Below are 22,728 nucleotides of genomic sequence, written 5' to 3'. Positions count from 1 at the left end.
AAAAGCGAAGACTTTGACGGCCTTCGCTTTTTAATCGGCAATTTATTACGCCAATTTATCAGAGGCTACTTTGTATTTAGGATCCTCAATCACGTTAACCTCGACAAGATCGCGCGCCTTATGAAGCAACTGAATACAATCTGGGCTTAAATGACGTAAATGTAATTTTTTACCCGCTTTAGCATACTTATCGGCTAAACTATCAATGGCTTCAATCGCACTGTGATCTGCCACTCGGCTATGTTTAAACTCAATAATGACGTCTTGGGGATCACTTTTTACATCGAATAATTCGGCAAAGTTTTTCACCGAGCCAAAAAACAGTGGGCCATGCAATTCATACACTTTTGAGCCTTCTTGGTCGATATAGTTACTTGTATAAATGTGTTTAGCATGCTGCCAAGCAAATACCAGTGCAGACACAATCACACCTACGCACACAGCAATAGCAAGGTCAGTGGCAACAGTCACACCAGACACTAATACAATCACAAATGCATCAGACTTAGGCACGCGCTTCATCATTTTAAAGCTTGCCCATTCAAATGTGCCCAGTACCACCATGAACATTACACCAACCAGTGCCGCCAGCGGGATCATTTCGATTAAGCCTGCTGCAAAAATAATGAATGCCAATAGGAGTAAGGCCGCGCTAATACCTGATAAACGTGAGCGACCACCCGAGTTAATGTTAATCATTGATTGGCCAATCATTGCACACCCGCCCATTGCACCAAAGAAACCACAGGTTACATTAGCAGCACCTTGACCAATACACTCTTTATTACTGTGGCCACGCGTTTCTGTAATTTCATCTATAAGCGTGAGTGTTAACAATGATTCAATTAAACCAATTGCCGCTAGAATTAATGCATACGGAAAAATTATTTTTAACGTTTCAAGGGTAAATGGCACCATTGGAATATGGAATTGCGGCAGACCGCCTGCGATAGTTGCTTGCTCGTTACCCGTCATCCCTTTTAAGAAATCAAGCACAGTGCGTGCTTCAAGGTCAAACCCAATCACAATGCCCGTGACTGTCACAATAGCAACTAATGATGAAGGTACCGCGGTAGTTAGCTTAGGTAAAAAGTGAATAATCGCCATGGTTAACGCGACTAAACCAAGCATTATGTAGAGCGCTTGACCTTCCATCCACTGCTGGCCGCCCATACCATCTGGCACTTTAAATTGACCTAGTTGGGCTAAGAAAATAACGATAGCAAGACCATTCACAAAGCCTAACATGACGGGGTGAGGTACCATGCGAATAAACTTACCAAGCTTAAATATACCTGCGAGGATCTGTAATATCCCCATCAATAATACCGTCGCAAATAGATATTCAACGCCATGGTCTAATACTAAACTTACCATTACGACGGCTAATGCGCCGGTTGCACCTGATATCATTCCAGGGCGACCACCAAAAATAGCCGTAATCAAACCAACAATAAATGCGGCATATAGGCCTACTAAAGGCTCTACATTAGCAACGAAAGCAAAAGCAACGGCTTCTGGCACCAATGCCAGTGCGACTGTCAGGCCTGATAATATATCGTTTTTAGCAGAGCTTGGCGCTTTGCTGAGTAAGTTAAACATTAAGATCCTCTTTCAAGTGTATGCATTTTGGCAAGGCGCAGAATTCTAGCAAAAACTGCCTACGTTAACAATCAGCAACAACCGTAAACACACAGACAACAAAACGGTTAGCACGCAAAAGCACTAACCGTTTGTCAATAAAAAGCTAAATGAAGAAGGTATAATTAAAGAGGTAAAGATGTACTTCGCTTCACACAAGTCATCGTCACATTTGAGTGTACTTCTTGCACAAACTCAAGATTTAGAAGGTTATCGCGAACAAACTGCTCATACCCTTCAATTCCTTTAGAAATAATGCGCAGCATAAAGTCCATAGTACCCGCCATGCTATAGCACTCGGTCACTTCGTCGTAGCTCATGATTAAACGTTCAAATTCAGCTAAGTTTGTTCTGCCATGATTTGATAAGCGAACATGTGCATAAACCAACATATCAAAGCCAAGCTTTTTCTCATCAAGTAAAGCAACTTTACCTTTGATATAACCATCTTGTTCAAGTTTAGCGATACGACGCCAACAAGGAGATTGAGATAAACCAACTTTATCGGCAATTTCTGCCGTTGATAAGCTAGCATCCTGCTGTAATAATGCCAAAATTTGGCGATCTACTTGGTTTAGAGACATTTTATTTCTTTTTCTTTAAAAATACTGAGTAAATTATATAACTGATTTGAATGTCAGTCTGCCTATTTTCTATTATTTATGCGAAAAAAATGCAATTTTAGCCAAAGCGTCCACTAATAAATGGATTCGTTTTTCGCTCATGCCCTACGGTAGTGTTTGGACCATGACCAGGTAAAATGGCAACTTCATCTGCAAACGATAAAATTTCTGATTTAATTGATGCAAGCAGCTGCGCACTATCGCCTTTTGGAAAGTCTGTGCGCCCTACTGAACCTTGAAAAATAACATCTCCGACGATGACCTGCTGTGTCTCGTCATCATAAAAGACCACGTGCCCTGGCGTATGGCCTGGACAATGGCGCACCGATAACTGACTATTACCCACGCTAATCATATCGCCATGGTTTAACCACTGTGTTGGATAAAAAGGTGAAATGGGTGCAAATCCGAACATTTGAGCTTGCATTGGCAGTGAATCAAACCAAAACTTGTCGTCAATGTGTGGACCAATGATGTCAACATTAAACTTATCGGCAAGCTGTTTAGCCGCACCAACATGATCTAAATGACCATGGGTTAGATAAATTGCAATTAATTCACAACCAAGTGAGGCAAGCTGAGCGCATAATTTTTCAGCATCACCGCCAGGGTCAACTAATGCTGCTTTATTCGTCTGCTGGCAAATAATTATGCGGCAGTTTTGTGCAAACCCCGTCACAGGGACTGTAATGACTTTCATCGTTTTTATCCTTGTTCAGGTGTCTCAAACGTCATTAAAATTGGGTATTTTAAATACGCTTGATCATAAAATGGGGTACGCTCATAAAGCCAATTCAAACGCGCTTCTGGATCATTCGCAAATTGTTTATCTTCACGAATTTTCTGATCAAACTCTAACGCAAGGGCCGGTTTTTCTTTTAACATCTGTCGAGCATACGGCATGAGCGCGTAATTTTCCATGTACTCAGTACGTTGAAAAATGGTGTTAAACTCACCCCATGAAAAAAATGAATCAGGGGCTTCAGGGTGCAGCAAATGTGTTGCCAATTCTGAGTAGGGTTGCGCCGTTGAGACTTTATACCAGCCCTGTACATCTACTTGCACAGGAGCATAGTCAAATTTGGCATCTACACGAAAACGCCCTTCAAAGGGAGCTTTAGCAAATGTATAGTCGACTACGCTTGCCTGTGTCATCACTGCTGTTGGCGTGTTATCAACCTGGGTAACGTCGATACCGTGTAACTTAAGTTTTTTGATTATATTGCTATACGCAGGTGGAATGTAAAACGCACGAGGAACATGAACCGTTTTCTTAACGTCTTTTTGCCAAAAAATCGGCAATGACTCATAGTTTTTAGCTTCACCGAGGTATTTAACTTCAGCTTGCCCTGTAAGCGCGCTTTCACTGCGTGAATAGGCAATGCCTTTAAATGCGAGTGTGTCGGGTTGCTTTGCGTAACTACGCTCAACAACGAGTTGTCTCGGTTTAAAATCGAGCTCTTTTTTTACAGCGGCATTTAATGCTTTATCGTTAGCTGCAAGCGCATCAATAGCGCCGTCGATAAACACATAAGTCCCTAACACACGCTGCTTGTAAGGTTTTAAAGAGTGATTTTCAACTAAAATACTAGGCAATGAACGTAAGTCACCCCACCCATTCGAATAACGAGGTGTCGCTACCCATCCTGCTAAGCCTTTTTTAAAATCGCGCTTGTCCATAACAAACACTAATGGCCCAGGTATGTGCCCTGCTTTTTCTAATTTGGCATCAATGACAGGTTTAAACAGGGTGTCTAGCGCTTCTGACACACTTGGTGACTCACTTGAGAACACAGGATTGTACCCATACGTGACATCGTATTGGTAATCAGCGCCATCTGTTACATGTACATCAATATAAAGGTCGGGTTTGAATTGATTTATAACCTGCATAACCCCTTGTACTTCGGGGGTATCAAGCTTGGTATAATCACGATTTAAGTTTAAATTTAGACCGTTAGTTCTAAATCCCATTTCTGCTGGGCCGCGTTGATTTATACGGTTAAATTGGCTACTACGTTCGTGACCATCTACATTCAGAATTGGAATGAACAGAATGTTTACTTTACTTAAAATATCACGACGCTTTCCGGTCGCAATATCACGTAATAGCATAAACATGGCATCTTTACCGTCAATTTCCCCGCTGTGAATACCCGCTTGAACAAAGATAGTTGGTTTGGTATCTGCAACAAGTTGTGTTGGCTCAAACAACCCTTGCTCATTAGCAACAAGCATTTTTATTGCGCGGCCACTGCTACTTGTGGCAATCGTTTTTACTTTAAATTGAGTAGGATTAGCCGCAACGAGTCGATCTACAAAAGCCATTGTGTCTGCATAATTTGGCGATAAGGTGCCATCACTTAATTCAAAATCAGTCGTTAATGGCCCTTTTTCTTGCATTAAAGACACACTGTTACCTTGCCACGGTAACAAAGGAGGTAGGTGGCTGTCTAAAGTCACTACAGTAGATAAAAACACTAAACTGGCAAACATATCACTCTCAAGTGCGGTACTTATTCTATTAACGGGAATTATAACAACTAATTAGAATAGATTGCGTAAACTGCGGTGATTCAACAAAAAAATGGAGCAAATGACAGGACGTGATTATTTAAAGATTCACGGTTCAAGGAGTTCTAAGATCAAAAAAAGGAGCACTAGGCTCCTTTTTAAACTGTATCAAAAGCGAAAATTAAGCCGCTAGGCCTTCTTTAGCTTTTGCAACAAGCGCTGCGAATGCAACTTGGTCGTAAACAGCGATATCTGCAAGGATCTTACGATCGATTTCTACAGATGTCTTTTTAAGACCATTGATAAAACGGCTGTATGAAAGACCGTTTTGACGAGCTGCTGCATTGATACGTGCAATCCAAAGTTGACGGAAAGTACGTTTCTTAGCACGACGGTCACGGTAAGCGTATTGACCCGCTTTAGTAACTGCCTGGAAAGCTACGCGGTAAACACGTGAACGTGCTCCGTAGTAACCTTTAGCTTGTTTTAAAACTTTTTTGTGACGTGCACGTGCGATAACACCGCGTTTAACTCTTGCCATTTCTGAAGACTCCTATTAAGCGAATGGTAACATACGTGAAACTAGACCATGGTCATTCTTATGAACCATCATCTTAGGACGTAAGTGTAATTTACGCTTAGAAGTTTTCTTAGTCAGAATGTGACGAAGATGCGCTTGTTTACGCTTGAAACCGCCAGAAGCAGTTTTCTTGAAACGCTTAGCTGCGCCTCTGTGTGATTTTAGCTTGTAAGCCATTGCAATAACTCCAAATGTATTGCTCAACAATATGGCAAGCAGGCGAGAGATATAAATAGCTCTTCTTTCAAGGCCTAACTTACCGCCATTATCCGGTGAAAGCCCAGTACTAATGCACTGCAACTTTACTTAAACCGGTTATTTCAGGTGAACAGCAAGCTGTTACTTGATGACCTGAGATAAATTCGGTGCGTATTATCGCTTGTTTATTGCTTTTTAGCAATAGGTGCCATCATCATAACCATTTGGCGACCTTCAACACGATTTGGGAAAGATTCAACTTGTGAAACATCTTCCAAATCAGCTTTAACACGATTTAATAATTCAATACCAATTTCTTGGTGAGCCATTTCACGACCACGGAAACGAATAGTAATTTTAGCTTTATCACCCGCTTCTAAGAACTTACGCAAATTGCGAAGCTTAACCTGGTAATCACCTTCATCCGTGCCTGGACGGAATTTGATTTCTTTCACCTGGATTTGCTTTTGCTTTTTCTTTTGTTCTTTTAGTTCTTTGCTTTTCTCAAAGATGAACTTACCGTAGTCCATAACCTTACAAACAGGTGGCTCAGCATTAGGACTGATTTCTACAAGATCTACACCCGCATCATCAGCCATAGCTTGCGCCTCTTTTAATGACACGATGCCAGCTTGCTCGCCGTCAATGTCAATTAAACGAACTTCTTTAGCTGTAATATCTTCGTTGATACGATTTTTTTGAGCTGTTTGTTGCCCTTTCTTGCCGCCTCTAATGGTACGATCCTCCAAGAATATAAAATAAAAAGCGTGTAGTTGGCTGTTTGTTATGCCCTACACGCTCATGATTTATTGTCGATTTTTTATTTCGTCGCTAATTTTTGCAATGAAATCATCAACATTAAATTTGCCTAGGTCTTCACCTGTGCGAGTGCGTACTGCCACTTCTTGTTGTTCAACTTCTTTGTCGCCTACAACAAGTAAGTAAGGAATACGTTTTAACGTATGTTCACGGATTTTAAAGCCAATCTTCTCATTTCTCAAGTCAGCAGCGGCTCTAATTCCAAGTTTATTTAATTTTTGTACAATTTCTTGCACATAGTCAGCTTGTTTATCCGTGATATTCATGATCACCACTTGCTTAGGTGCAAGCCATGTCGGGAACAATCCGGCGTATTCTTCGGTTAAAATACCAATGAAACGCTCAATCGAACCTAATATAGCACGGTGTATCATAACTGGTGTACGACGTTCGTTATTTTCTGCAACGTATGTCGCACCTAAACGACCTGGTAATGCAAAATCTAATTGCACTGTACCACATTGCCATGCACGGTCTAAACAATCATATAATGTAAATTCAATTTTCGGACCGTAAAACGCCCCTTCACCCGGTAAGTAATCAAACTCAATGTCGTTTACTTTCAGAGCTTCTGCTAACGCAAGCTCTGCTTTGTCCCACATTTCGTCTTCACCGATACGTTTTTCTGGGCGAGTAGACAGTTTTACAACGATCTTTTCAAAACCGAACGTTTCATACGTGTCGTAAACCATTTTGATACACGCTGATACTTCATCCATAATTTGGTCTTCAGTACAGAATATATGTGCATCATCTTGTGTAAAACCACGAACACGCATTAAGCCATGTAATGCACCTGATGGCTCATTACGATGACAACAACCAAACTCAGCCATACGCAATGGTAAGTCACGGTATGATTTTAGACCTTGGTTGAAAATTTGCACATGACCAGGACAGTTCATTGGTTTAATAGCATATTCACGCTTTTCAGATTCTGTGGTGAACATGGCATCTGCGTATTTATCCCAGTGCCCTGATTTTTCCCACAAAACTCGGTCCATCATTAATGGGCCTTTCACTTCTTCGTAATCGTACTCACGTAGTTTTTCACGAACGAAGTCTTCAAGCTCACGGTAAATGCTCCAGCCGTCATTATGCCAAAACACCATACCCGGCGCTTCTTCTTGCCAATGCCATAAATCAAGTGCTTTACCAATGCGACGGTGGTCACGTTTTTCAGCTTCTTCTAAACGTTTTAGATACGCTTTAAGTTGCTTTTTATCTGCCCATGCTGTGCCGTAAATACGTTGCAGCATTTTGTTTTCAGAATCACCGCGCCAATAAGCACCCGCCACTTTCATTATTTTAAAATGTTGGCAGAATTTCATATTTGGTACGTGTGGGCCACGACACATGTCAATGTATTCTTCGTGGTGGTATAAACCAGGGCGGTCATCTTTTGCGATATTCTCGTCTAAGATTTCCATTTTGTATGTTTCACCACGTGCTTCGAATGTATCACGCGCTTCTTGCCAGCTTACGGTCTTTTTAACCACATCGTAGTTTGTTTTTGCAAGTTCAAGCATGCGCTTTTCGATGGCGTCTAAATCGTCTTGACTTAATGAGTGATCCATATCGATATCGTAGTAAAAACCATTGTCGATCGTTGGACCAATTGCCATTTTCGCGTCAGGGAAAAGTTGCTTAACTGCGTGACCAATAAGGTGCGCACAAGAGTGACGGATGATTTCTAAACCGTCGTCATCCTTGGCAGTAATAATTTCTAAGCGCGCATCGTCGGTAATTAAGTCACATGCATCAACACGATTACCATTTACACGACCGGCTATGGTTGCTTTCGCTAAACCTGGGCCAATATCGCTGGCAACATCATATGTACTTACTGGGTTTTCAAAACTACGCTGACTGCCGTCAGGAAGGGTAATAACTGGCATTATAAATCCTTATACAGTGGTGATGCCTACAATGCATCACATGTAATTTTTTAAATAAATTTTGAGTAACTCTGCAACGCTTTTACGAATAAGCATTGCCATTTGGTGCCTAAAAGACGTGTATTTACTGAGTCTTCGCAAATACAAGCGCCCATTGTCGCCGCTAGAGTCCTCAAATACAAGTATTTAGGTCAGTAAATTGACAATTACTTAAGTCATTTCATACTTAACAGGTCAGTACTTTAACGGTGATCACGATGCCACACACGCATACGCTCAAGTTTGCTAGTTTGAATTTACTTAACTACACCGCTCCCCCTTATTCGTTTTACCAACAGCATGAACGCTATAACAACACGCAGTGGCAGCAAAAGCAGCAGTTTGTGCGTGATTTTCTGTTTGATTCGAAAGCCGATGTGGTCGCGTTTCAAGAGGTTTTTAGTGCTCACGCATTAGAAATACAGTGTAAAGAAGCCGGTTATGATTATTTTGAAACCGTCGACTCCCCTTCGCACGATGCGCTGTACCCTCAAGTGCTGTTTAATCCTATTGTTGCTATCGCCAGTAAATACCCTTTCACTTTTGTCGAACCTTTGACTCCCTGCCCAGAATTGCTTGAATACCTCAACAACCAAAGTGATTTTAAGTTTAATCGCACGCCTATAAAGTGTTTCTTGGACTTTCCTGAATTTGGTGAGGTGTGCTGTTATGTTGTGCATTTTAAATCACAACGTGTGCAATCTATGGCGCACATACTCAACATACATAACCTTGAAGATCCCTTATTGCAGTTGCTGCACCAAACAGTTGGCGCAATGCAATCGCAAATATCACGCTCATTAGAAGCGTCTATTGTTTATTACGATGCGTTAAAAACACAGCGTGAAAAACAATGTGCCACCTTGGTGATGGGCGATTTTAACGACGTGCTGACAAGCCCCACATTATCATTTATGACACAAGGCTTTCACCCGACTCGTTGCGAGCCCTGTATAGCAAATAATGAACCCGTCGTCGGCTTAACAGACGCCTACCTATTTTGCGCTGCTAGTGAGAACAACACAAAGCCGTTTAGCCACTATTATCACGGCAAGGGGAATGTGCTCGATTATATTTTGGTCTCTGCGCATTTTAATCCACAATGCGCACTATCAAAGGTCTCAAAGCTGGAATACGAAAGCTATGATGCGCATTTAAACCCCCACCAAGCAGTAGAAGATATTACAGTAAGTGACCATAGTTCGATTGCAATTAAAATTCATTTTTAAAGCAACTGTTTTTCAGGACGTTACTTGCTATAATTGCGCAAATTAAGTTATTTAGAGATTAACTATGAGAACATGCGGTGTAGAAATTACAGGTAGTGATGTACTACTGTGTATTTTAACGAAAGATAACGACGTGTTTGATATCCGTGATGTAAGACAAACTCGCTTTACGTTAGGCGATGGTAATGACACAGAAGTTATGCGCAAATTTCAGTTTGATTTTAGAAAACTGATGCAAGATTACCAAATTGATTCTGTTGCAATTAAAGAGCGTCAACCTAAAGGTAAATTTGCAGGCAGTGCTAAAGGTTTCAAAATGGAAACAGCCATTCAACTTATTGAAGAGTTAGATGTGCAAATTTTCAGCGCAACAACAATTAAAGAGCAGCTTAAACGCAATCCACTGCCTATCGAATTTGAAGACACTGGACTGAAAAAGTTTCAAGAAAACGCGTTTATCAGTGCCTATGTGTACTTAATGCGAAAAACCTATAAACAAGATCAAGCGTAATTTATCTTGTTTAAAAAGAACGTGCTACGGCACGTTTTTTTATGCCTGCCAAAAACCATTCTTTTCTCTTAATTTAGCTGCAATCACTGTACATTAGTCTTATAAGACTTTTATTTGTCGACAATCTATGCTTAGTTAAAACTGTAAACTGACACTAAATGAACACGCAGTGTATTCATTTTTGTTATTTTCGCATCAAGTCCATGACAACATTTTAATAGGACACGGAGAAAACAATGCAAGCAAAGAACATACATAATAACAGTCTCCCATTAATACAAAGCTATTTTAAAGGTCGCACTGACATTCCTCTCATAGAGCAAACCATTGGTCAGTACCTAGATGGCATTGTCGACAATTACCCAGAACACCCCGCGATTGTTGTTAATCATCAAAATATCCGCCTTACGTATAAAGAATACCAGCAACAGATTAACCAACTTGCGATGGGCTTGCTGTCAATTGGCGTTAAACCCGGTGATCGTGTGGGTATTTGGTCACCCAATAACATTGAATGGTGTTTAACACAATTTGCCACGGCGAAAATAGGTGCCATTATGGTGTGTATTAACCCTGCCTACCGCCCAAGCGAGCTAAAATACGCATTAAACAGTGTCGAATGCTCAACACTCATCACCGCTGATGAGTTTAAATCGAGTAATTATATCGACATGCTAAATGAACTTGCACCTGAACTAAAAAATGCAAATGCAGGCAATTTAGATCTTAAAGCACTTCCCCATTTGAAAAATATCATTCGCATTGGCGAACGTCCTACAGCGGGAATGTATTGTTTTAGCGACATAATGCAACGTGCGACCGATGCACATAAACTTGAGCTTGATGCGATTAGTGCAACATTAAAAGCTGATCAAGATATCAATATTCAATTTACCTCGGGTACGACAGGAAACCCTAAAGGCGCAACGTTATCGCATAAAAACATTCTCAATAATGGTTTCTTAATGGCACAAGCCATGAAACTAACCCATCTTGATAAATTATGCATTCCAGTTCCGTTATATCATTGTTTTGGCATGGTACTGGGCAATTTAGTGTGTATTAGTAAAGGGGCTACTGCCGTTTTTCCGGGTGATTCCTTTGATCCGAAAACAACGTTAGATGTTGTTGAAAAAGAACACTGTACAGCACTTCATGGCGTACCCACTATGTTTATTGCCGAACTTGAACTAAAAAACTTTGCTGATTATGACTTATCAAGCCTGCGTACAGGTGTTATGGCTGGCTCCACATGCCCAGAGGAAGTCATGCGCAAAGTACAGACCTTAATGCACATGAAAGAGGTGGTTATTGGTTATGGACAAACTGAATGCAGCCCGATTAACAATGTAACCGAAACAGATTCACCACTGGAAAAACAAGTGACAACAGTAGGACGAGCACTTGCCCATACCGAGGTGAAAATTATTGATGAACTTGGCGATATCCAAAAAATTGGTGTGCCCGGTGAAGTATGTAGCCGAGGTGCGGGTATTATGCGTTGTTACTGGAACGATGAAGAAAAAACCAATGCCACTATCGATGAACACGGCTGGTTACATTCTGGCGATTTAGGTGTGATGGACGAACACGGTTTTGTAGCGATTGTTGGTCGTATTAAAGATATGATCATTCGCGGCGGCGAAAACATTTACCCTCGTGAAATAGAGGAAGTACTATACACCTACCCAGGTATTCAGGATGCAGCGATTTTTGGCATCAGTGATGAAAAATATGGTGAAGAAGTGTGTGCGTGGATCCAACCAAAAGAGGATGCCGTACTTGATGAAGATGCCATTCGTGATTTTTTAAAAGACAAGCTGGCTTATTTTAAAGTGCCAAAGCACATTCGCTTTGTCGACGAATACCCGATGACAGTTACAGGCAAATTGCAAAAATTCAAAATGCGTGAACAGATGCAAGAACTACTCAACGAAAAGGCATTTTCGTAGTGTAGAAACAGTAAAGCTCAGCAAGGCTGAGCTTTACATAAATAGGCAATCAGACAGAAAAACTCAATGGGCTTAAACACGCCCACATACACGCTTCTTATTTGTCTAATATAATATCGAAACCACCATAAATCAAACGCTTACCATCAAATGGCATAGGGTTGTTTTCAGGGCTCATACGTGAATCCTCCATTAGTTTCTGCCAGCCGCTATCGCGAACAGCTTTTGAAGGCCAGATGACCCATGAAAACACCACCGTTTCATTTTCATCCGCTTTTACAGCCATGGGAAATGAAGTGACTTCACCCTCGGGTACATCACTCCCCCAGGTTTCGACCACCTTTAACGCACCGTATTCTTTGAATATTTCGGCTGCAAATTCAGCATGGGCAAGGTATTTTTCTTTATTTACTGTGGGTACAGCAGCTACAAAACCGTCGGCATAAGACATAAGTTAACTCCTTTAATAAGCATGTTAAACATAGTCTAATTGCAAAAAAGTGGCTAGCTATTTTCATCAGCAGCGCATTCTTAACATTAATAAGCTGTTCTGTGAGTTAAACAACGCCTTGCTTAAGCATCGCCTGAGCAACCCGTTCAAACCCTGCAATGTTTGCACCGAGCGACAGGTCGTCTTCACTTGAATAACGCTTTGCCGTTGCTGATACTCTATCAAAAATGTTTTTCATTACTTGTTGCAGTTTTTCGTCAACCTGCTGTGGCCGCCATGTTTGCAAGCTTGCATTTTGCGCCATTTCAAATTGACTCGTTGCAACCCCACCAGCATTAGCAGCCTTGCTTGGACCTAAATATACATCGTGCTTTTGAAATATAGCGTGTGCCTCAGCGGTCGTTGGCATGTTTGCACCTTCACAGACAATTTTACAGCCATTATCGACAAGCGCTTGGGCATCTTTTTTAGTTATTTCATTTTGTGTGGCGCACGGTAATGCGATATCGCCGTTAAAGTGCCAAACTTGGTGACCGTCTTTTGGATACTGACTCACAGGGATATACTCTGCTTGTGGGTGCTCGTTCAAGTAATCACGCAGCGCAGCGCCCTGCTCTTTTTTTAAGTGTTTTATTAATTCAACATCAAGGCCATCTTCACAATATAAGGTGCCTTTTGAGTCACTGCAGGTCAAAATAATCGCATCGAATTGTGACAGTTTTTCCATTAAATACAGCGCAACATTTCCAGCCCCTGACACCAAGCAACGTTTACCTTTTAGTGAATCATTTTTAGCATCAAGCATGGCACTAAGAAAATAGGCGATACCATAACCCGTTGCTTCGACTCTTAATGAAGAGCCCCCTAACAGAGTGGGCTTACCTGTAAGTACCCCATTATATTGGTTTGTAATCCGCTTGTACTGACCAAATAGATAGCCAATTTCTCGCTCCCCAACACCAATATCACCTGCAGGCACATCGGTTTGTGCACCAATATGTCGGTACAACTCTGTCATAAAAGAGTGACAAAAACGCATAATTTCATGATCACTCTTTCCTTTTGGATCAAAGTCAGCCCCTCCTTTTGCACCGCCTAAAGGAAGCCCTGTTAACGCATTTTTTAAAACTTGCTCAAAGCCTAAAAATTTGACCACGCTTAAATTAACACTCGGATGAAACCGTAATCCCCCTTTGTAAGGACCAAGAGAAGAGCTAAATTCGATTCTAAATCCCCGATTAACTTGCACGTTTCCTTTATCGTCTAACCAAGGCACGCGAAACATTATCTGTCTTTCAGGCTCAACTAAACGCTCAACAATCGCATTATGTTGATACACGTCATTTTCTTTAAGAATTGGGGTTAATGAGGTAAGCACTTCTTCAACGGCTTGATGGAATTCCTGTTCGTGTGGGTTAGAATCCTTTACAGTTTGCAGCATATTTTCTAGATATTGCATGTCAGCTCCTTTTTCAAGCTATTGAAATGTCTCACTAGTTTTAAACTCACTGATGAGACAAATCGATCACTTTATAATAAAGACGTGTTATTAGGTTTTAGGGCTCATTATTCGCCCATTCGAATGCACCCACATCACCCGGAAAAACAACGGGTGATTCAATACCGTCTTTATTTACTGCTGCAACACCAAAATAGTAGTTATCAATCACCACATTTTTTAACGTCGCTGTTGTCACTTTGCCAACATCACGACTAAATTGCCACTGAGGTTCACTGGTATAACGCCAGTAAATTTTATAGCCTGTAATTGTAGGATCATCACTGTGGTGCCACGATAAGGTGGTGCTTGGTTTAACGGCCCCTGAAATACTGACTCCCGTTGGTGGTGCTGGCGCCCATGCCATTGACGCAAGACTCACTGCATTTAATGACGTTAACTTTGCAGCATATGCAAAATCAACATGATCAATTGTATCACCATATGTAATGCCATCTTCGGTGCGCAAGTCTTGATGTTGTTGATTATAATTTTCGTTGGTTTCCATTATACGAACAGCAGCAAAGCCAACATCGTTGAATGGGCGGTGATGCCCTCCACGCCCAAACCTGTCTAATCGATACACCAACATGGTATCAAGATTTTCTATGTATTTGTCTGCGATTGTATCGATGTAACGTGCGAGGTTGCGGCTCGCGGAATCGACTTCGCCCCCGGTAAACCGACGCTTATGGGCTTGTTCTTTGGTTTCAATAACCCGTGTGCCTTCAGAGAAAATACGTGCGGTGGTGTTATCTGTTACCCCATTAATACCGGTAGAATTACCGATCATATCGTTATTTAAGACAGCATGTACTCGCCAGTTATTATCTTGCGCGTATTTCGCTAATATTTTACCACCAAACAATCCTTGCTCTTCACCTGATAGTGCGGCATAAACAATCGAGCCATTAAATGTGTATTGTGACAACACTCGCGCAGACTCAATCACACCCGCTACACCTGAGGCATTATCGTTCGCACCCGGTGCATCTGAGGTGTAGTCCATCACATCACTGACACGAGAATCGATATCACCCGACATCATAACCATCCGATTAGGGTCAACCTGTCCTCGCTGAATGGCAATTATATTTACCACTTCAACAGGGTTTGGAATACGTTTTTCGCCAGAAATAGTGTCTTTGACCTCAATAATTTCAAGGCACTGGCCACACGCTTTTGAAATTGTTTCAAACTCCGCTTTTATCCAGCGTCTTGCAGCCCCAATACCACGAGTATTTGATTTAGTCTCTGATAAAGTATGTCGCGTGCCAAAATCAACCAAGGTTTGAATATCTTGCTCTATACGGGTCTTTGAAACTGCACTCGCTATTTCATGCAACGCTCGTTGGTTATTAACTTCAGGCGTTGTGGCGTGTGCAGCCGTTGCTAATAGTAATGATGAGCCAAACAAAACACTGCTCGTTGTTATTGTTTTTCGCTTTAACATAGTGTCACTCCTTCAATGAATCATTCAAGGCTAACTAATATTTCGCTTCAAGCAATAGTAATGAGTTAGAAGACAGATTATTAGGTTAAAACTTTTAACACAGCAGATAGGTATTAAGCGCCTCTATTAAATAAAGGCGATTGCTTTTTGTAATATGTGTCTATTTAAAGACCTATTTTGATGGCCTGAGTCGCAGTTGAACTTTTACTTATGGTTTAATACTTTGAGCGCTGGGTAACTTTATATCATCGTTATAAAACACAACTTGATTCCCCCCCGAATGCTTGGCACGGTACATGGCTTTATCAGCACATTGAATCAAATACTCTGCATCACCATAATATTCAGGAAACATTACGGCCCCCATACTAGGGGAGTAAGCAAGCTCGGCATCGTTAAATTCAAGTGGCTTTACTATCTCTTTCTTTAACGTGTCGACCAACATGAGAATGTCTTGCTTGTTCTTTATACTGTTTAAAATGACAACGAACTCATCACCCCCTAAGCGACCTACACTGTCATTTTTTTTAAGCACATGACGAATTCGCATCGCGATGGTTTTTAATAATTTATCACCTGCTGCATGACCATGAATATCATTAACTTGCTTAAATCCATCTATATCAATAAACAACACCCCAAGCACCGACGAAAGCGTATTAGCGATTGACAGTGATTCTTCAAGTTGGTTTATTAAAAAGCTTCGATTTGGTAAGTCAGTGAGCGGGTCATGCCCTGCTAAATAGATAAGCTTTTGTTCGAGTTTTTTTTGCTCTGTTATGTCAAACGCAATGGCGACTCTTACTTGCTTCTCTTGTGACCAATACACAGACCACAAAACATGCACGATCCGGCCATCTTTTCTTACCCAGCGATTTTCAAACCGTGGGTGCTGATTGTTGTTCATTATTTGGTTAATTGCATGTATGGTTTTTGCTCTGTCTTCGGGGTAAACAAAATCGAGCATTTGTCTATTAATTGCTTCGCCAGGTGAATAACCAAAAATAGTTTCGAAGGCAGGATTTGTAAAAAGTAAGCAACCTTTAACATCTACAACACACACAGCGTCTAGTAAAAGCTCAACAATATCAGGTAAATATTCAGATGTTTTTGTATTCATAAGCGACTTCTAAGCAACCCATATTCTGAGTATAGCCGAAACAAAGCGAGTCACTAAACCACTAAAAATTAATTTTTGATCGGGTATAAGCGCTTAGATAACCAAACAGAAATACCACTAAAAAAAGCAATGCCCATGAAATCAGCGACTAAATCAATAAAATCTAACGTCCGAGTTTCAACAAAGTATTGACTCAACTCCTCTAACACCACGAACGTTGCCACGATTGCTGCGGCATAATAGATAGTATACCCGGCCACAACAAACGTTTTAAATTTAAAGGCAAGATTAATAAACAAAGTAAGTAACCCGAACAGACAAAAATGGCCTACTTTATCACCGTAAGGAATGGCAGCAACGAGATCAAAAAACACCGCTTTTTGACCCGTATTAGCGAGGTAAATTACCCAGCCGATAAAAATAAAAAAAGCAGCAGCTAAAACGACCAGTGCGCGTTGTAACATGTTATTACTCCATATGAGATGTTAAGAATAAAAACTGATAAGGGATCACTCGACGCCAATAATGCCAGTCATGTTTCCCAGCACGCTCAATATAGTCATGGCGGATTCGCATTGTGAGCATAGCGTGGTGTAATGCACGATTCTGTTCAATAAAAAAGTCATCAACCCCTATATCGAGCATAATCGCTAAACTGTCATCGCCTTTTTTCCAAGCCGTATTGCCCCCAGCTATTTTATGAAGGTTGTTTATAATGGCAATATCATCCCAGCGGGCTTTATTTTGTGCATAACTGCCCAGCACATTTGCTAAGTCAAATTCTGCCGAAAACGGCCTTACATCAACCCCAGCTGAGATACCCGATACCGCAGCAAACCGTTCAGGGTTATTAATTGCAATATGTAATGCACCAAAGCCTCCCATCGACAAGCCTGTTATTGCTCTGCCTGATTTACTGGCATTCGTTGCATATGTATTATCAATAAAATTAACGACATCATCTGCAATGTATGTTTCGTATTGAGATGCGTTATCAACTTCAGAATCAACATACCACGAACCATAGTTACCATCCGGATTGACGATAATGACGTTATAGTGATCTGCTAATCTTTCTATCTCTGTCAGGTTTGACCAATCGGTATGGTTTCCGCTAAAGCCGTGCAATACGTACACCACGTTATAACGTACAGACAAATTGTAACCCTGCGGTAGAATGACAGTCAGCGGCTTTTCAATCGCTGTTTTTTGACCTTTAAACGTAACGGTTTCGAGCTGATACGCACTGACAGGCAAACACACTAATAGCGACAATGCACAGAGTAATTTTTTCATGATGGCGTCCTTTTTCCTGCTATGTTTTCATTAATTTAAATACATGTAAATACATGAATAAATGTTGTATTTTAAACGTTATTTTTATCGTAAATGCTCTGCTAAAAAGCCAGCTCAATGATATAGTACCACTACTTAATTTTATAAAAGCGTCGCTTATGTATCGTATATTTGAACGGATGACCAATCCATTTCCTAAAGAAAAGCCTTCTCAGCCGCCCAATAGTTTGTTTGCTTTTTGCCGCCATTATACGCGAGGCATGGAGCTGTCATTATTCTTTATGTCATTAAGTGCAGCTGCATTAGCTATTTTAGAGGTTTCTCTTTTTAGTTACATGGGTCAGTTAGTTGACTGGCTAGGCCAATACACACCAGAGACTTTATTTGTTGAGCAAAAATCTGAGTTGATCAGAATGGCTGTGATACTGCTTGTTGTGTTGCCTATCGTGGTGTTTTTTCACTCTGCGGTTTTACACCAAGCACTCCTAGGTAACTACCCAATGTCTATACGTTGGTTAGCTCACCGCTACTTACTTCGCCAAAGTATCAGTTTTTATCAAAATGAGTTTGCGGGCCGCATTGCGACTAAAGTAATGCAAACCTCTCTTGCAGTTCGCGAGGCCGTGATGAAGCTGCTCGATGTTTTGATGTACATTGTGGTGTATTTTGGCGCGATGGTATTTTTAGTCGCAGAATCTGACTGGCGTTTAATGATCCCACTATTAGTTTGGTTACTATTATATGCAGCCATTCAACTTTACTTTGTTCCTAAGCTAAAGCGTGTTGCCAGCTCGCAAGCTGATGCACGCTCAGAAATGACAGGCCGCGTAGTCGATAGTTACACCAACATTTCAACAATCAAATTGTTCTCTTATACTCAGCGAGAAGAGCAATACGCCAAAGACAGCATGGATGTGTTTTTACAACCTGTTTATAAGCAAATGCGTTTAGTGACGAGCCTTAACTTTTCGATCAATACCTTAAATTATTTACTGGTCTTTAGTATTGCTGCCTTATCTTTATACCTGTGGTCGATTAGCGCTATTTCTGTTGGTGCAATCGCTATTGCTGTCAGTCTTTCATTGCGATTAAACGGGATGGCACAGTGGATCATGTGGGAAATTAGCAGCCTATTTGAAAACATTGGCACGGTTGCCGATGGTATGAAGACTTTATCGACGCCTATCGAGGTTGACGATCAACCCAACGCGTCAACGCTTGCGGTATCGAAAGGTGCAATCAACTTTGAAAACGTGCAGTTTAATTATGGTAAAGCAGCAAATGAAACGCACCGTGGCCCCGTTATTAATGGTTTAAATTTAAACATTAAAGCAGGTGAGAAAATTGGCCTAGTTGGCCGCTCAGGTGCCGGTAAATCAACGTTGGTTAATTTGCTTCTTCGCTTTTACGATGTTGATTCCGGAAATATCACCATTGATAACCAAAATATTGCTACGGTAAGCCAAGAGAGCTTACGTAAACACATCGCAATGGTGACGCAAGACACATCACTACTGCATCGCTCTGTAAAAGATAACATCTTATATGGTAGACCTGATGCAACAGAAGATGAAATGTTAGCCGCAGCAAAACAAGCAAAAGCGCTTGAGTTTATCGAAGATTTAGAAGACAGCAAAGGCAATAAAGGGTTTGCTGCTCAAGTGGGTGAACGAGGTGTCAAACTATCTGGGGGACAGCGCCAGCGAATCGCGATTGCACGCGTACTACTTAAAGATGCACCCATTCTCATTTTAGACGAAGCAACCAGTGCGCTTGACTCCGAGGTCGAAGCCGCTATACAAACCAGCCTTGATGATTTGATGACGGGTAAAACGGTCATCGCAATTGCCCATCGCTTATCAACCATTGCGCAAATGGACAGACTTATCGTGCTGGATGAAGGCGGTGTTGTTGAACAAGGCAGTCATGAACAATTAATAGCACAAGGCGGTATTTATGCTGCCTTATGGTCTCATCAAACCGGTGGCTTTATAGGTGTTGAGTAGTAAATCGCGTATTTAAACGTTTAATCGCAGAGGCATTGATAATTCATTCAATGCCTCTTTTTTTTCGCTAATGTGGTTTAAAAACAAAGCACGTTAGGCTTAAAAAATGATGACCACTACACTAAACGTAACCCTATTAATACCACGAGGGCTATATTGGCAATCGCTGCAATCAAAAAGAAATAGCTGCGCGGGCTTGGGTTCTTTTCTATTGCAATAGCGTAATACAGCAGCATGTGAATAATCCTTGCTATCACATACACCCAGATACACAGAGCGAATACATTACTATTCACATTTAGAAAAAAACCTAAAAATACCGCACCTAAAAACAACGGGCTATTTTCTAAACTATTCATAAACGTGCGATGCGCACGAAATACAAAGCTTTCATGACCCAAAGATGCGCTAAACTTACCAGGTACAGCACCGGGTTGTTTTGCCTTAACAACCGCAGCCACACCCCATTGAACAATAAGCATGATTAAGTAAACATAGACAGCAAAATAAGCAGACAAGGTTAATTCAGGCATTGTTAATTCCTTTTGTTAAAATAAGACGAATTCTTTTAAGCTTGCAAAAAGCCAACCAAAATAACCCACTGATTTTTAATGAGATTAATTTTTTTAAATCTTAAAGCTGCATAATTAGTACGGACTGTGTATAAATTTTACAATGTGTGTGCCACATGCAATATACGCTTATTTCCCGCGACCACTTCATTAAGTGCCCTACCTTATTAAGTGCCCTAAAATATAAAGTACCCTAGTATTGCCATAAAAACACTGATAACCCGCTGTTTCATTTATTCAAGGCGCGAACATTTCTTATCAAGACTGTTTAAAGAGTATTTTGCTTTCTCGAAGAGCTAAATAAAGTAAAATCAGACATATCATTTGTTGTCGATAAAATGCCCCAGCTCCTGCGTGTACCAGCGCGGGCCGAGCGCGCTTTGCTGCAGTAATGAATGACCAACAGGCTGGCTACTTGCTGCCTAAGTCACCAAGCGATGCGCTGTATACTATTGTACGCTTGTCAGTAGTCACTGAATTGAAAAGTCCGATATTAGTAGTACACCGTAAGCTTTGCTTGTGCTGCAACTCGGGCAATCACTGTTGCTTTGCCGTCTTTAGAGATTGAACCCAGTTTACAATGTGTTGTTGGTGACATTAAAGTTCTGTTCTTTAGTTGCAAAACCAAATGACTGTGCGTAATTAACATGACCATGGAATGCGCTGAACACGCTTTGATAAAGTTAACTCACTCAACGTTCACTGCCATTTATCTCACTGCGCTAAATAAATGTGTATGACGCAATACCGCAAACAGCGTCGCAAATAAACAAGAATATTTTTTATTGTGCTCATTTTTACTATATTGATTTAATTAAAGAACGTTAAAACACTAAAAAAGAGTAAATAAATTCATTCAAATAATCATAATTAAGTATGCTAACTATCAATTTACTTGCACTTTTGAAGTAGTTTTCGTTTTGCCCCCTCAAATCTCACCGTTTTTACTTTACCCTCAGAACCACACATTATATCGTGAGCATTTACAGACAGCACTTCTCACACGGTGGCTTTGCTGCCTAGCGATGAGTTGATTAGCTAAAATTCACTATTCTAATAATAAAAAGGTTTTACATGCGTTTAGGACCCGGACTTCTTGTCACTGCTGCCTTTATAGGCCCAGGCACCATTACCACCGCAAGCGTTGCAGGGGCAAACTTTGGTTTTGCTTTAATTTGGACACTCTTATTTTCGGTTATCGCCACTATTTTGCTGCAATCTATGGCTGCTAGACTCGGTGTTACAACGGGACAAGACTTAGCAACTGCACTGAGAACAACCATCAAAACGCCTGTGTTTAAGTTATTAGCCGCGTTTTTGGTGATCAGCGCAATAGGGATTGGCAGTGCAGCCTATGAAGCAGGCAACCTCTCTGGAGCAAGCCTGGGTTTACAAGAAATATTGCCCTCGTTTAATCCTTTGATTTGGACACCTTTGATTGCAATTTTAAGTGTCGTGCTGTTGTATACAGGAAAGCATAAAGTAATTGAAGGTGCATTGATCGTTTTAGTTGTGCTGATGAGCTTGGTCTTTATTTCGACATTAATAATGGCTGCGCCGCCCTTAACTCTCGTTTTAAAGGGCTTTATACCAAGTTTACCTGATAACTCCATTACCACGGTATTAGCCTTAATCGGCACCACCATTGTTCCTTATAATCTGTTTTTACATTCAGGCGTTCTTGCCCAAAAACATGACAAAAATAAAGATATTGAAAAGGTAATTAAAGAAACTAATGTAGATACCAGTATCTCAATAACCCTAGGCGGTATTATTACCTTAGCAATTTTATCAACAGCTTCCGTGGCGTTTTATGGCACCGACGCGGGTAAAATTTCTGCAGCCAATATGGCCGTACAACTAGAGCCTTTGTTAGGTGGAATGGCCCACTACTTTTTTGCTATTGGCTTATGTGCGGCAGGCCTCACCAGTGCAATAACGGCCCCTTTAGCGGGTGCATATGCCGTGTGTGGTATGTTGGGTTGGTCAACAAAAATGAGTAATACACGCTTTAAAGGTGTGGCAATTATTATCTTAGCGTTTGGGGCGGTTGTGGCGTCTCTCGGACTTGACCCTGTTGCGGTGATCATCTTTGCGCAAGCAGCCAATGGCTTACTCCTGCCGATTGTGACTTGCTACCTTGTTTGGTTGGTGAATCAAAAATCAATTATGGGAGAATACACTAACTCTGTTTTTGTTAATGTTGTTGTTTTCCCTGTCTTGTTACTCATTTTTAGTTTAAGTATTTATAAATTATTCAGTTTGATTTTCTAGAGTGATAGTGCGAAATGGTAAAATAAAAACCATTTATAACAGATTAGTCGTCCA

General features: G+C 41.0%; 20 protein-coding genes. 5 read left to right on the top strand and 15 right to left on the bottom strand.

What is annotated here, in order from left to right; genetic code table 11:
- Window positions 1-45 precede the first annotated feature (45 nt).
- From BM378_RS15915 to thrS, 8 genes are all read right to left on the bottom strand, one after another.
- Complete coding sequence (locus tag BM378_RS15915; RefSeq protein ID WP_036968200.1) at window positions 46-1,602, bottom strand: SulP family inorganic anion transporter; 1,557 nt, start codon at window positions 1,600-1,602, stop codon at window positions 46-48.
- 164 nt (window positions 1,603-1,766) lie between these two features.
- Window positions 1,767-2,225 (bottom strand): Lrp/AsnC family transcriptional regulator, encoded by a 459-nt coding sequence (locus BM378_RS15910; protein ID WP_036968198.1) that lies wholly within the window; start codon window positions 2,223-2,225, stop codon window positions 1,767-1,769.
- A 97-nt stretch (window positions 2,226-2,322) separates the two neighbouring features.
- Window positions 2,323-2,964, bottom strand: a complete 642-nt coding sequence (locus BM378_RS15905; protein WP_074989586.1) for an MBL fold metallo-hydrolase — start codon at window positions 2,962-2,964, stop codon at window positions 2,323-2,325.
- A 5-nt stretch (window positions 2,965-2,969) separates the two neighbouring features.
- Complete coding sequence (locus BM378_RS15900; protein WP_036968192.1) at window positions 2,970-4,760, bottom strand: M14 family metallopeptidase; 1,791 nt, start codon at window positions 4,758-4,760, stop codon at window positions 2,970-2,972.
- 199 nt (window positions 4,761-4,959) lie between these two features.
- Window positions 4,960-5,319: a 50S ribosomal protein L20 gene (gene rplT / locus BM378_RS15895; RefSeq protein ID WP_036968189.1), complete on the bottom strand. Its 360-nt coding sequence runs from the start codon at window positions 5,317-5,319 to the stop codon at window positions 4,960-4,962.
- 15 nt (window positions 5,320-5,334) lie between these two features.
- Window positions 5,335-5,535, bottom strand: a complete 201-nt coding sequence (rpmI, locus tag BM378_RS15890) for a 50S ribosomal protein L35 (protein ID WP_004587840.1) — start codon at window positions 5,533-5,535, stop codon at window positions 5,335-5,337.
- A 206-nt stretch (window positions 5,536-5,741) separates the two neighbouring features.
- The gene (gene infC / locus BM378_RS15885; protein ID WP_074989585.1) at window positions 5,742-6,305 is read right to left on the bottom strand and encodes a translation initiation factor IF-3; all 564 of its coding nucleotides are present in this window, start codon (window positions 6,303-6,305) and stop codon (window positions 5,742-5,744) included.
- 57 nt (window positions 6,306-6,362) lie between these two features.
- Window positions 6,363-8,273, bottom strand: a complete 1,911-nt coding sequence (gene thrS, locus BM378_RS15880; protein ID WP_036968184.1) for a threonine--tRNA ligase — start codon at window positions 8,271-8,273, stop codon at window positions 6,363-6,365.
- 257 nt (window positions 8,274-8,530) lie between these two features.
- On the opposite strand from thrS, the gene BM378_RS15875 reads away from it, so the two are divergent.
- From BM378_RS15875 to BM378_RS15865, 3 genes are all read left to right on the top strand, one after another.
- A complete protein-coding gene (locus BM378_RS15875) occupies window positions 8,531-9,541 on the top strand; it encodes an endonuclease/exonuclease/phosphatase family protein (RefSeq protein ID WP_036968181.1) in 1,011 nt (336 codons plus the stop codon).
- Between the two features lie 64 nt (window positions 9,542-9,605).
- Window positions 9,606-10,052 carry a DUF3010 family protein gene (locus tag BM378_RS15870; RefSeq protein WP_036968178.1) on the top strand — a complete coding sequence of 149 codons (447 nt, stop codon included), beginning with the start codon at window positions 9,606-9,608 and terminating at the stop codon, window positions 10,050-10,052.
- 236 nt (window positions 10,053-10,288) lie between these two features.
- Window positions 10,289-12,004: an AMP-binding protein gene (locus tag BM378_RS15865; RefSeq protein ID WP_074989584.1), complete on the top strand. Its 1,716-nt coding sequence runs from the start codon at window positions 10,289-10,291 to the stop codon at window positions 12,002-12,004.
- Between the two features lie 97 nt (window positions 12,005-12,101).
- Here the strand turns inward: BM378_RS15865 and BM378_RS15860 are convergent, their stop codons facing one another.
- The 6 genes from BM378_RS15860 to BM378_RS15835 form a co-directional block, all read right to left on the bottom strand.
- Window positions 12,102-12,455 carry a DUF1428 domain-containing protein gene (locus BM378_RS15860; RefSeq protein WP_074989583.1) on the bottom strand — a complete coding sequence of 118 codons (354 nt, stop codon included), beginning with the start codon at window positions 12,453-12,455 and terminating at the stop codon, window positions 12,102-12,104.
- Between the two features lie 106 nt (window positions 12,456-12,561).
- Complete coding sequence (gene gdhA, locus BM378_RS15855) at window positions 12,562-13,914, bottom strand: NADP-specific glutamate dehydrogenase (protein WP_074989582.1); 1,353 nt, start codon at window positions 13,912-13,914, stop codon at window positions 12,562-12,564.
- 97 nt (window positions 13,915-14,011) lie between these two features.
- A complete protein-coding gene (locus tag BM378_RS15850) occupies window positions 14,012-15,406 on the bottom strand; it encodes a M28 family metallopeptidase (RefSeq protein ID WP_074989581.1) in 1,395 nt (464 codons plus the stop codon).
- Window positions 15,407-15,614: 208 nt separating this feature from the next.
- Window positions 15,615-16,526, bottom strand: coding sequence for a sensor domain-containing diguanylate cyclase (locus BM378_RS15845; RefSeq protein ID WP_074989580.1), 912 nt, complete (start codon window positions 16,524-16,526; stop codon window positions 15,615-15,617).
- A 68-nt stretch (window positions 16,527-16,594) separates the two neighbouring features.
- Window positions 16,595-16,990, bottom strand: coding sequence for a VanZ family protein (locus BM378_RS15840; RefSeq protein ID WP_036968155.1), 396 nt, complete (start codon window positions 16,988-16,990; stop codon window positions 16,595-16,597).
- Window positions 16,991-16,994: 4 nt separating this feature from the next.
- A complete protein-coding gene (locus BM378_RS15835) occupies window positions 16,995-17,822 on the bottom strand; it encodes an alpha/beta hydrolase (RefSeq protein WP_036968151.1) in 828 nt (275 codons plus the stop codon).
- Window positions 17,823-17,980: 158 nt separating this feature from the next.
- Between BM378_RS15835 and BM378_RS15830 the strand changes: the two genes are divergently transcribed.
- Window positions 17,981-19,828 (top strand): ABC transporter ATP-binding protein, encoded by a 1,848-nt coding sequence (locus BM378_RS15830; RefSeq protein WP_074989601.1) that lies wholly within the window; start codon window positions 17,981-17,983, stop codon window positions 19,826-19,828.
- Between the two features lie 116 nt (window positions 19,829-19,944).
- Here BM378_RS15830 and BM378_RS15825 read toward each other — a convergent pair whose 3' ends face one another.
- Entirely contained in the window at window positions 19,945-20,361 is a 417-nt protein-coding gene (locus BM378_RS15825; protein ID WP_074989579.1) for an MAPEG family protein, read from the bottom strand.
- A 1,113-nt stretch (window positions 20,362-21,474) separates the two neighbouring features.
- On the opposite strand from BM378_RS15825, the gene BM378_RS15820 reads away from it, so the two are divergent.
- Entirely contained in the window at window positions 21,475-22,674 is a 1,200-nt protein-coding gene (locus BM378_RS15820; RefSeq protein WP_074989578.1) for an Nramp family divalent metal transporter, read from the top strand.
- The last annotated feature ends 54 nt before the right edge of the window (window positions 22,675-22,728 follow it).

It is taken from the genome of Pseudoalteromonas lipolytica (assembly GCF_900116435.1).
Classification (GTDB): domain Bacteria; phylum Pseudomonadota; class Gammaproteobacteria; order Enterobacterales; family Alteromonadaceae; genus Pseudoalteromonas; species Pseudoalteromonas lipolytica.
This window is presented reverse-complemented; position numbering and strand designations above follow the sequence as displayed.

Coding starts and splice junctions, on each gene's coding strand:
- gdhA (WP_074989582.1), bottom strand. CDS start 13,914: ATGCAATATCTAGAAAATATGCTGCAAACTGTAAAGGATTCTAACCCA.
- BM378_RS15915 (WP_036968200.1), bottom strand. CDS start 1,602: ATGTTTAACTTACTCAGCAAAGCGCCAAGCTCTGCTAAAAACGATATA.
- thrS (WP_036968184.1), bottom strand. CDS start 8,273: ATGCCAGTTATTACCCTTCCTGACGGCAGTCAGCGTAGTTTTGAAAAC.
- BM378_RS15905 (WP_074989586.1), bottom strand. CDS start 2,964: ATGAAAGTCATTACAGTCCCTGTGACGGGGTTTGCACAAAACTGCCGC.
- BM378_RS15850 (WP_074989581.1), bottom strand. CDS start 15,406: ATGTTAAAGCGAAAAACAATAACAACGAGCAGTGTTTTGTTTGGCTCA.
- BM378_RS15840 (WP_036968155.1), bottom strand. CDS start 16,990: ATGTTACAACGCGCACTGGTCGTTTTAGCTGCTGCTTTTTTTATTTTT.
- BM378_RS15865 (WP_074989584.1), top strand. CDS start 10,289: ATGCAAGCAAAGAACATACATAATAACAGTCTCCCATTAATACAAAGC.
- BM378_RS15825 (WP_074989579.1), bottom strand. CDS start 20,361: ATGCCTGAATTAACCTTGTCTGCTTATTTTGCTGTCTATGTTTACTTA.
- BM378_RS15835 (WP_036968151.1), bottom strand. CDS start 17,822: ATGAAAAAATTACTCTGTGCATTGTCGCTATTAGTGTGTTTGCCTGTC.
- rpmI (WP_004587840.1), bottom strand. CDS start 5,535: ATGGCTTACAAGCTAAAATCACACAGAGGCGCAGCTAAGCGTTTCAAG.
- BM378_RS15900 (WP_036968192.1), bottom strand. CDS start 4,760: ATGTTTGCCAGTTTAGTGTTTTTATCTACTGTAGTGACTTTAGACAGC.
- BM378_RS15845 (WP_074989580.1), bottom strand. CDS start 16,526: ATGAATACAAAAACATCTGAATATTTACCTGATATTGTTGAGCTTTTA.
- BM378_RS15910 (WP_036968198.1), bottom strand. CDS start 2,225: ATGTCTCTAAACCAAGTAGATCGCCAAATTTTGGCATTATTACAGCAG.
- BM378_RS15870 (WP_036968178.1), top strand. CDS start 9,606: ATGAGAACATGCGGTGTAGAAATTACAGGTAGTGATGTACTACTGTGT.
- BM378_RS15820 (WP_074989578.1), top strand. CDS start 21,475: ATGCGTTTAGGACCCGGACTTCTTGTCACTGCTGCCTTTATAGGCCCA.
- rplT (WP_036968189.1), bottom strand. CDS start 5,319: ATGGCAAGAGTTAAACGCGGTGTTATCGCACGTGCACGTCACAAAAAA.
- BM378_RS15875 (WP_036968181.1), top strand. CDS start 8,531: ATGCCACACACGCATACGCTCAAGTTTGCTAGTTTGAATTTACTTAAC.
- BM378_RS15830 (WP_074989601.1), top strand. CDS start 17,981: ATGTATCGTATATTTGAACGGATGACCAATCCATTTCCTAAAGAAAAG.
- BM378_RS15860 (WP_074989583.1), bottom strand. CDS start 12,455: ATGTCTTATGCCGACGGTTTTGTAGCTGCTGTACCCACAGTAAATAAA.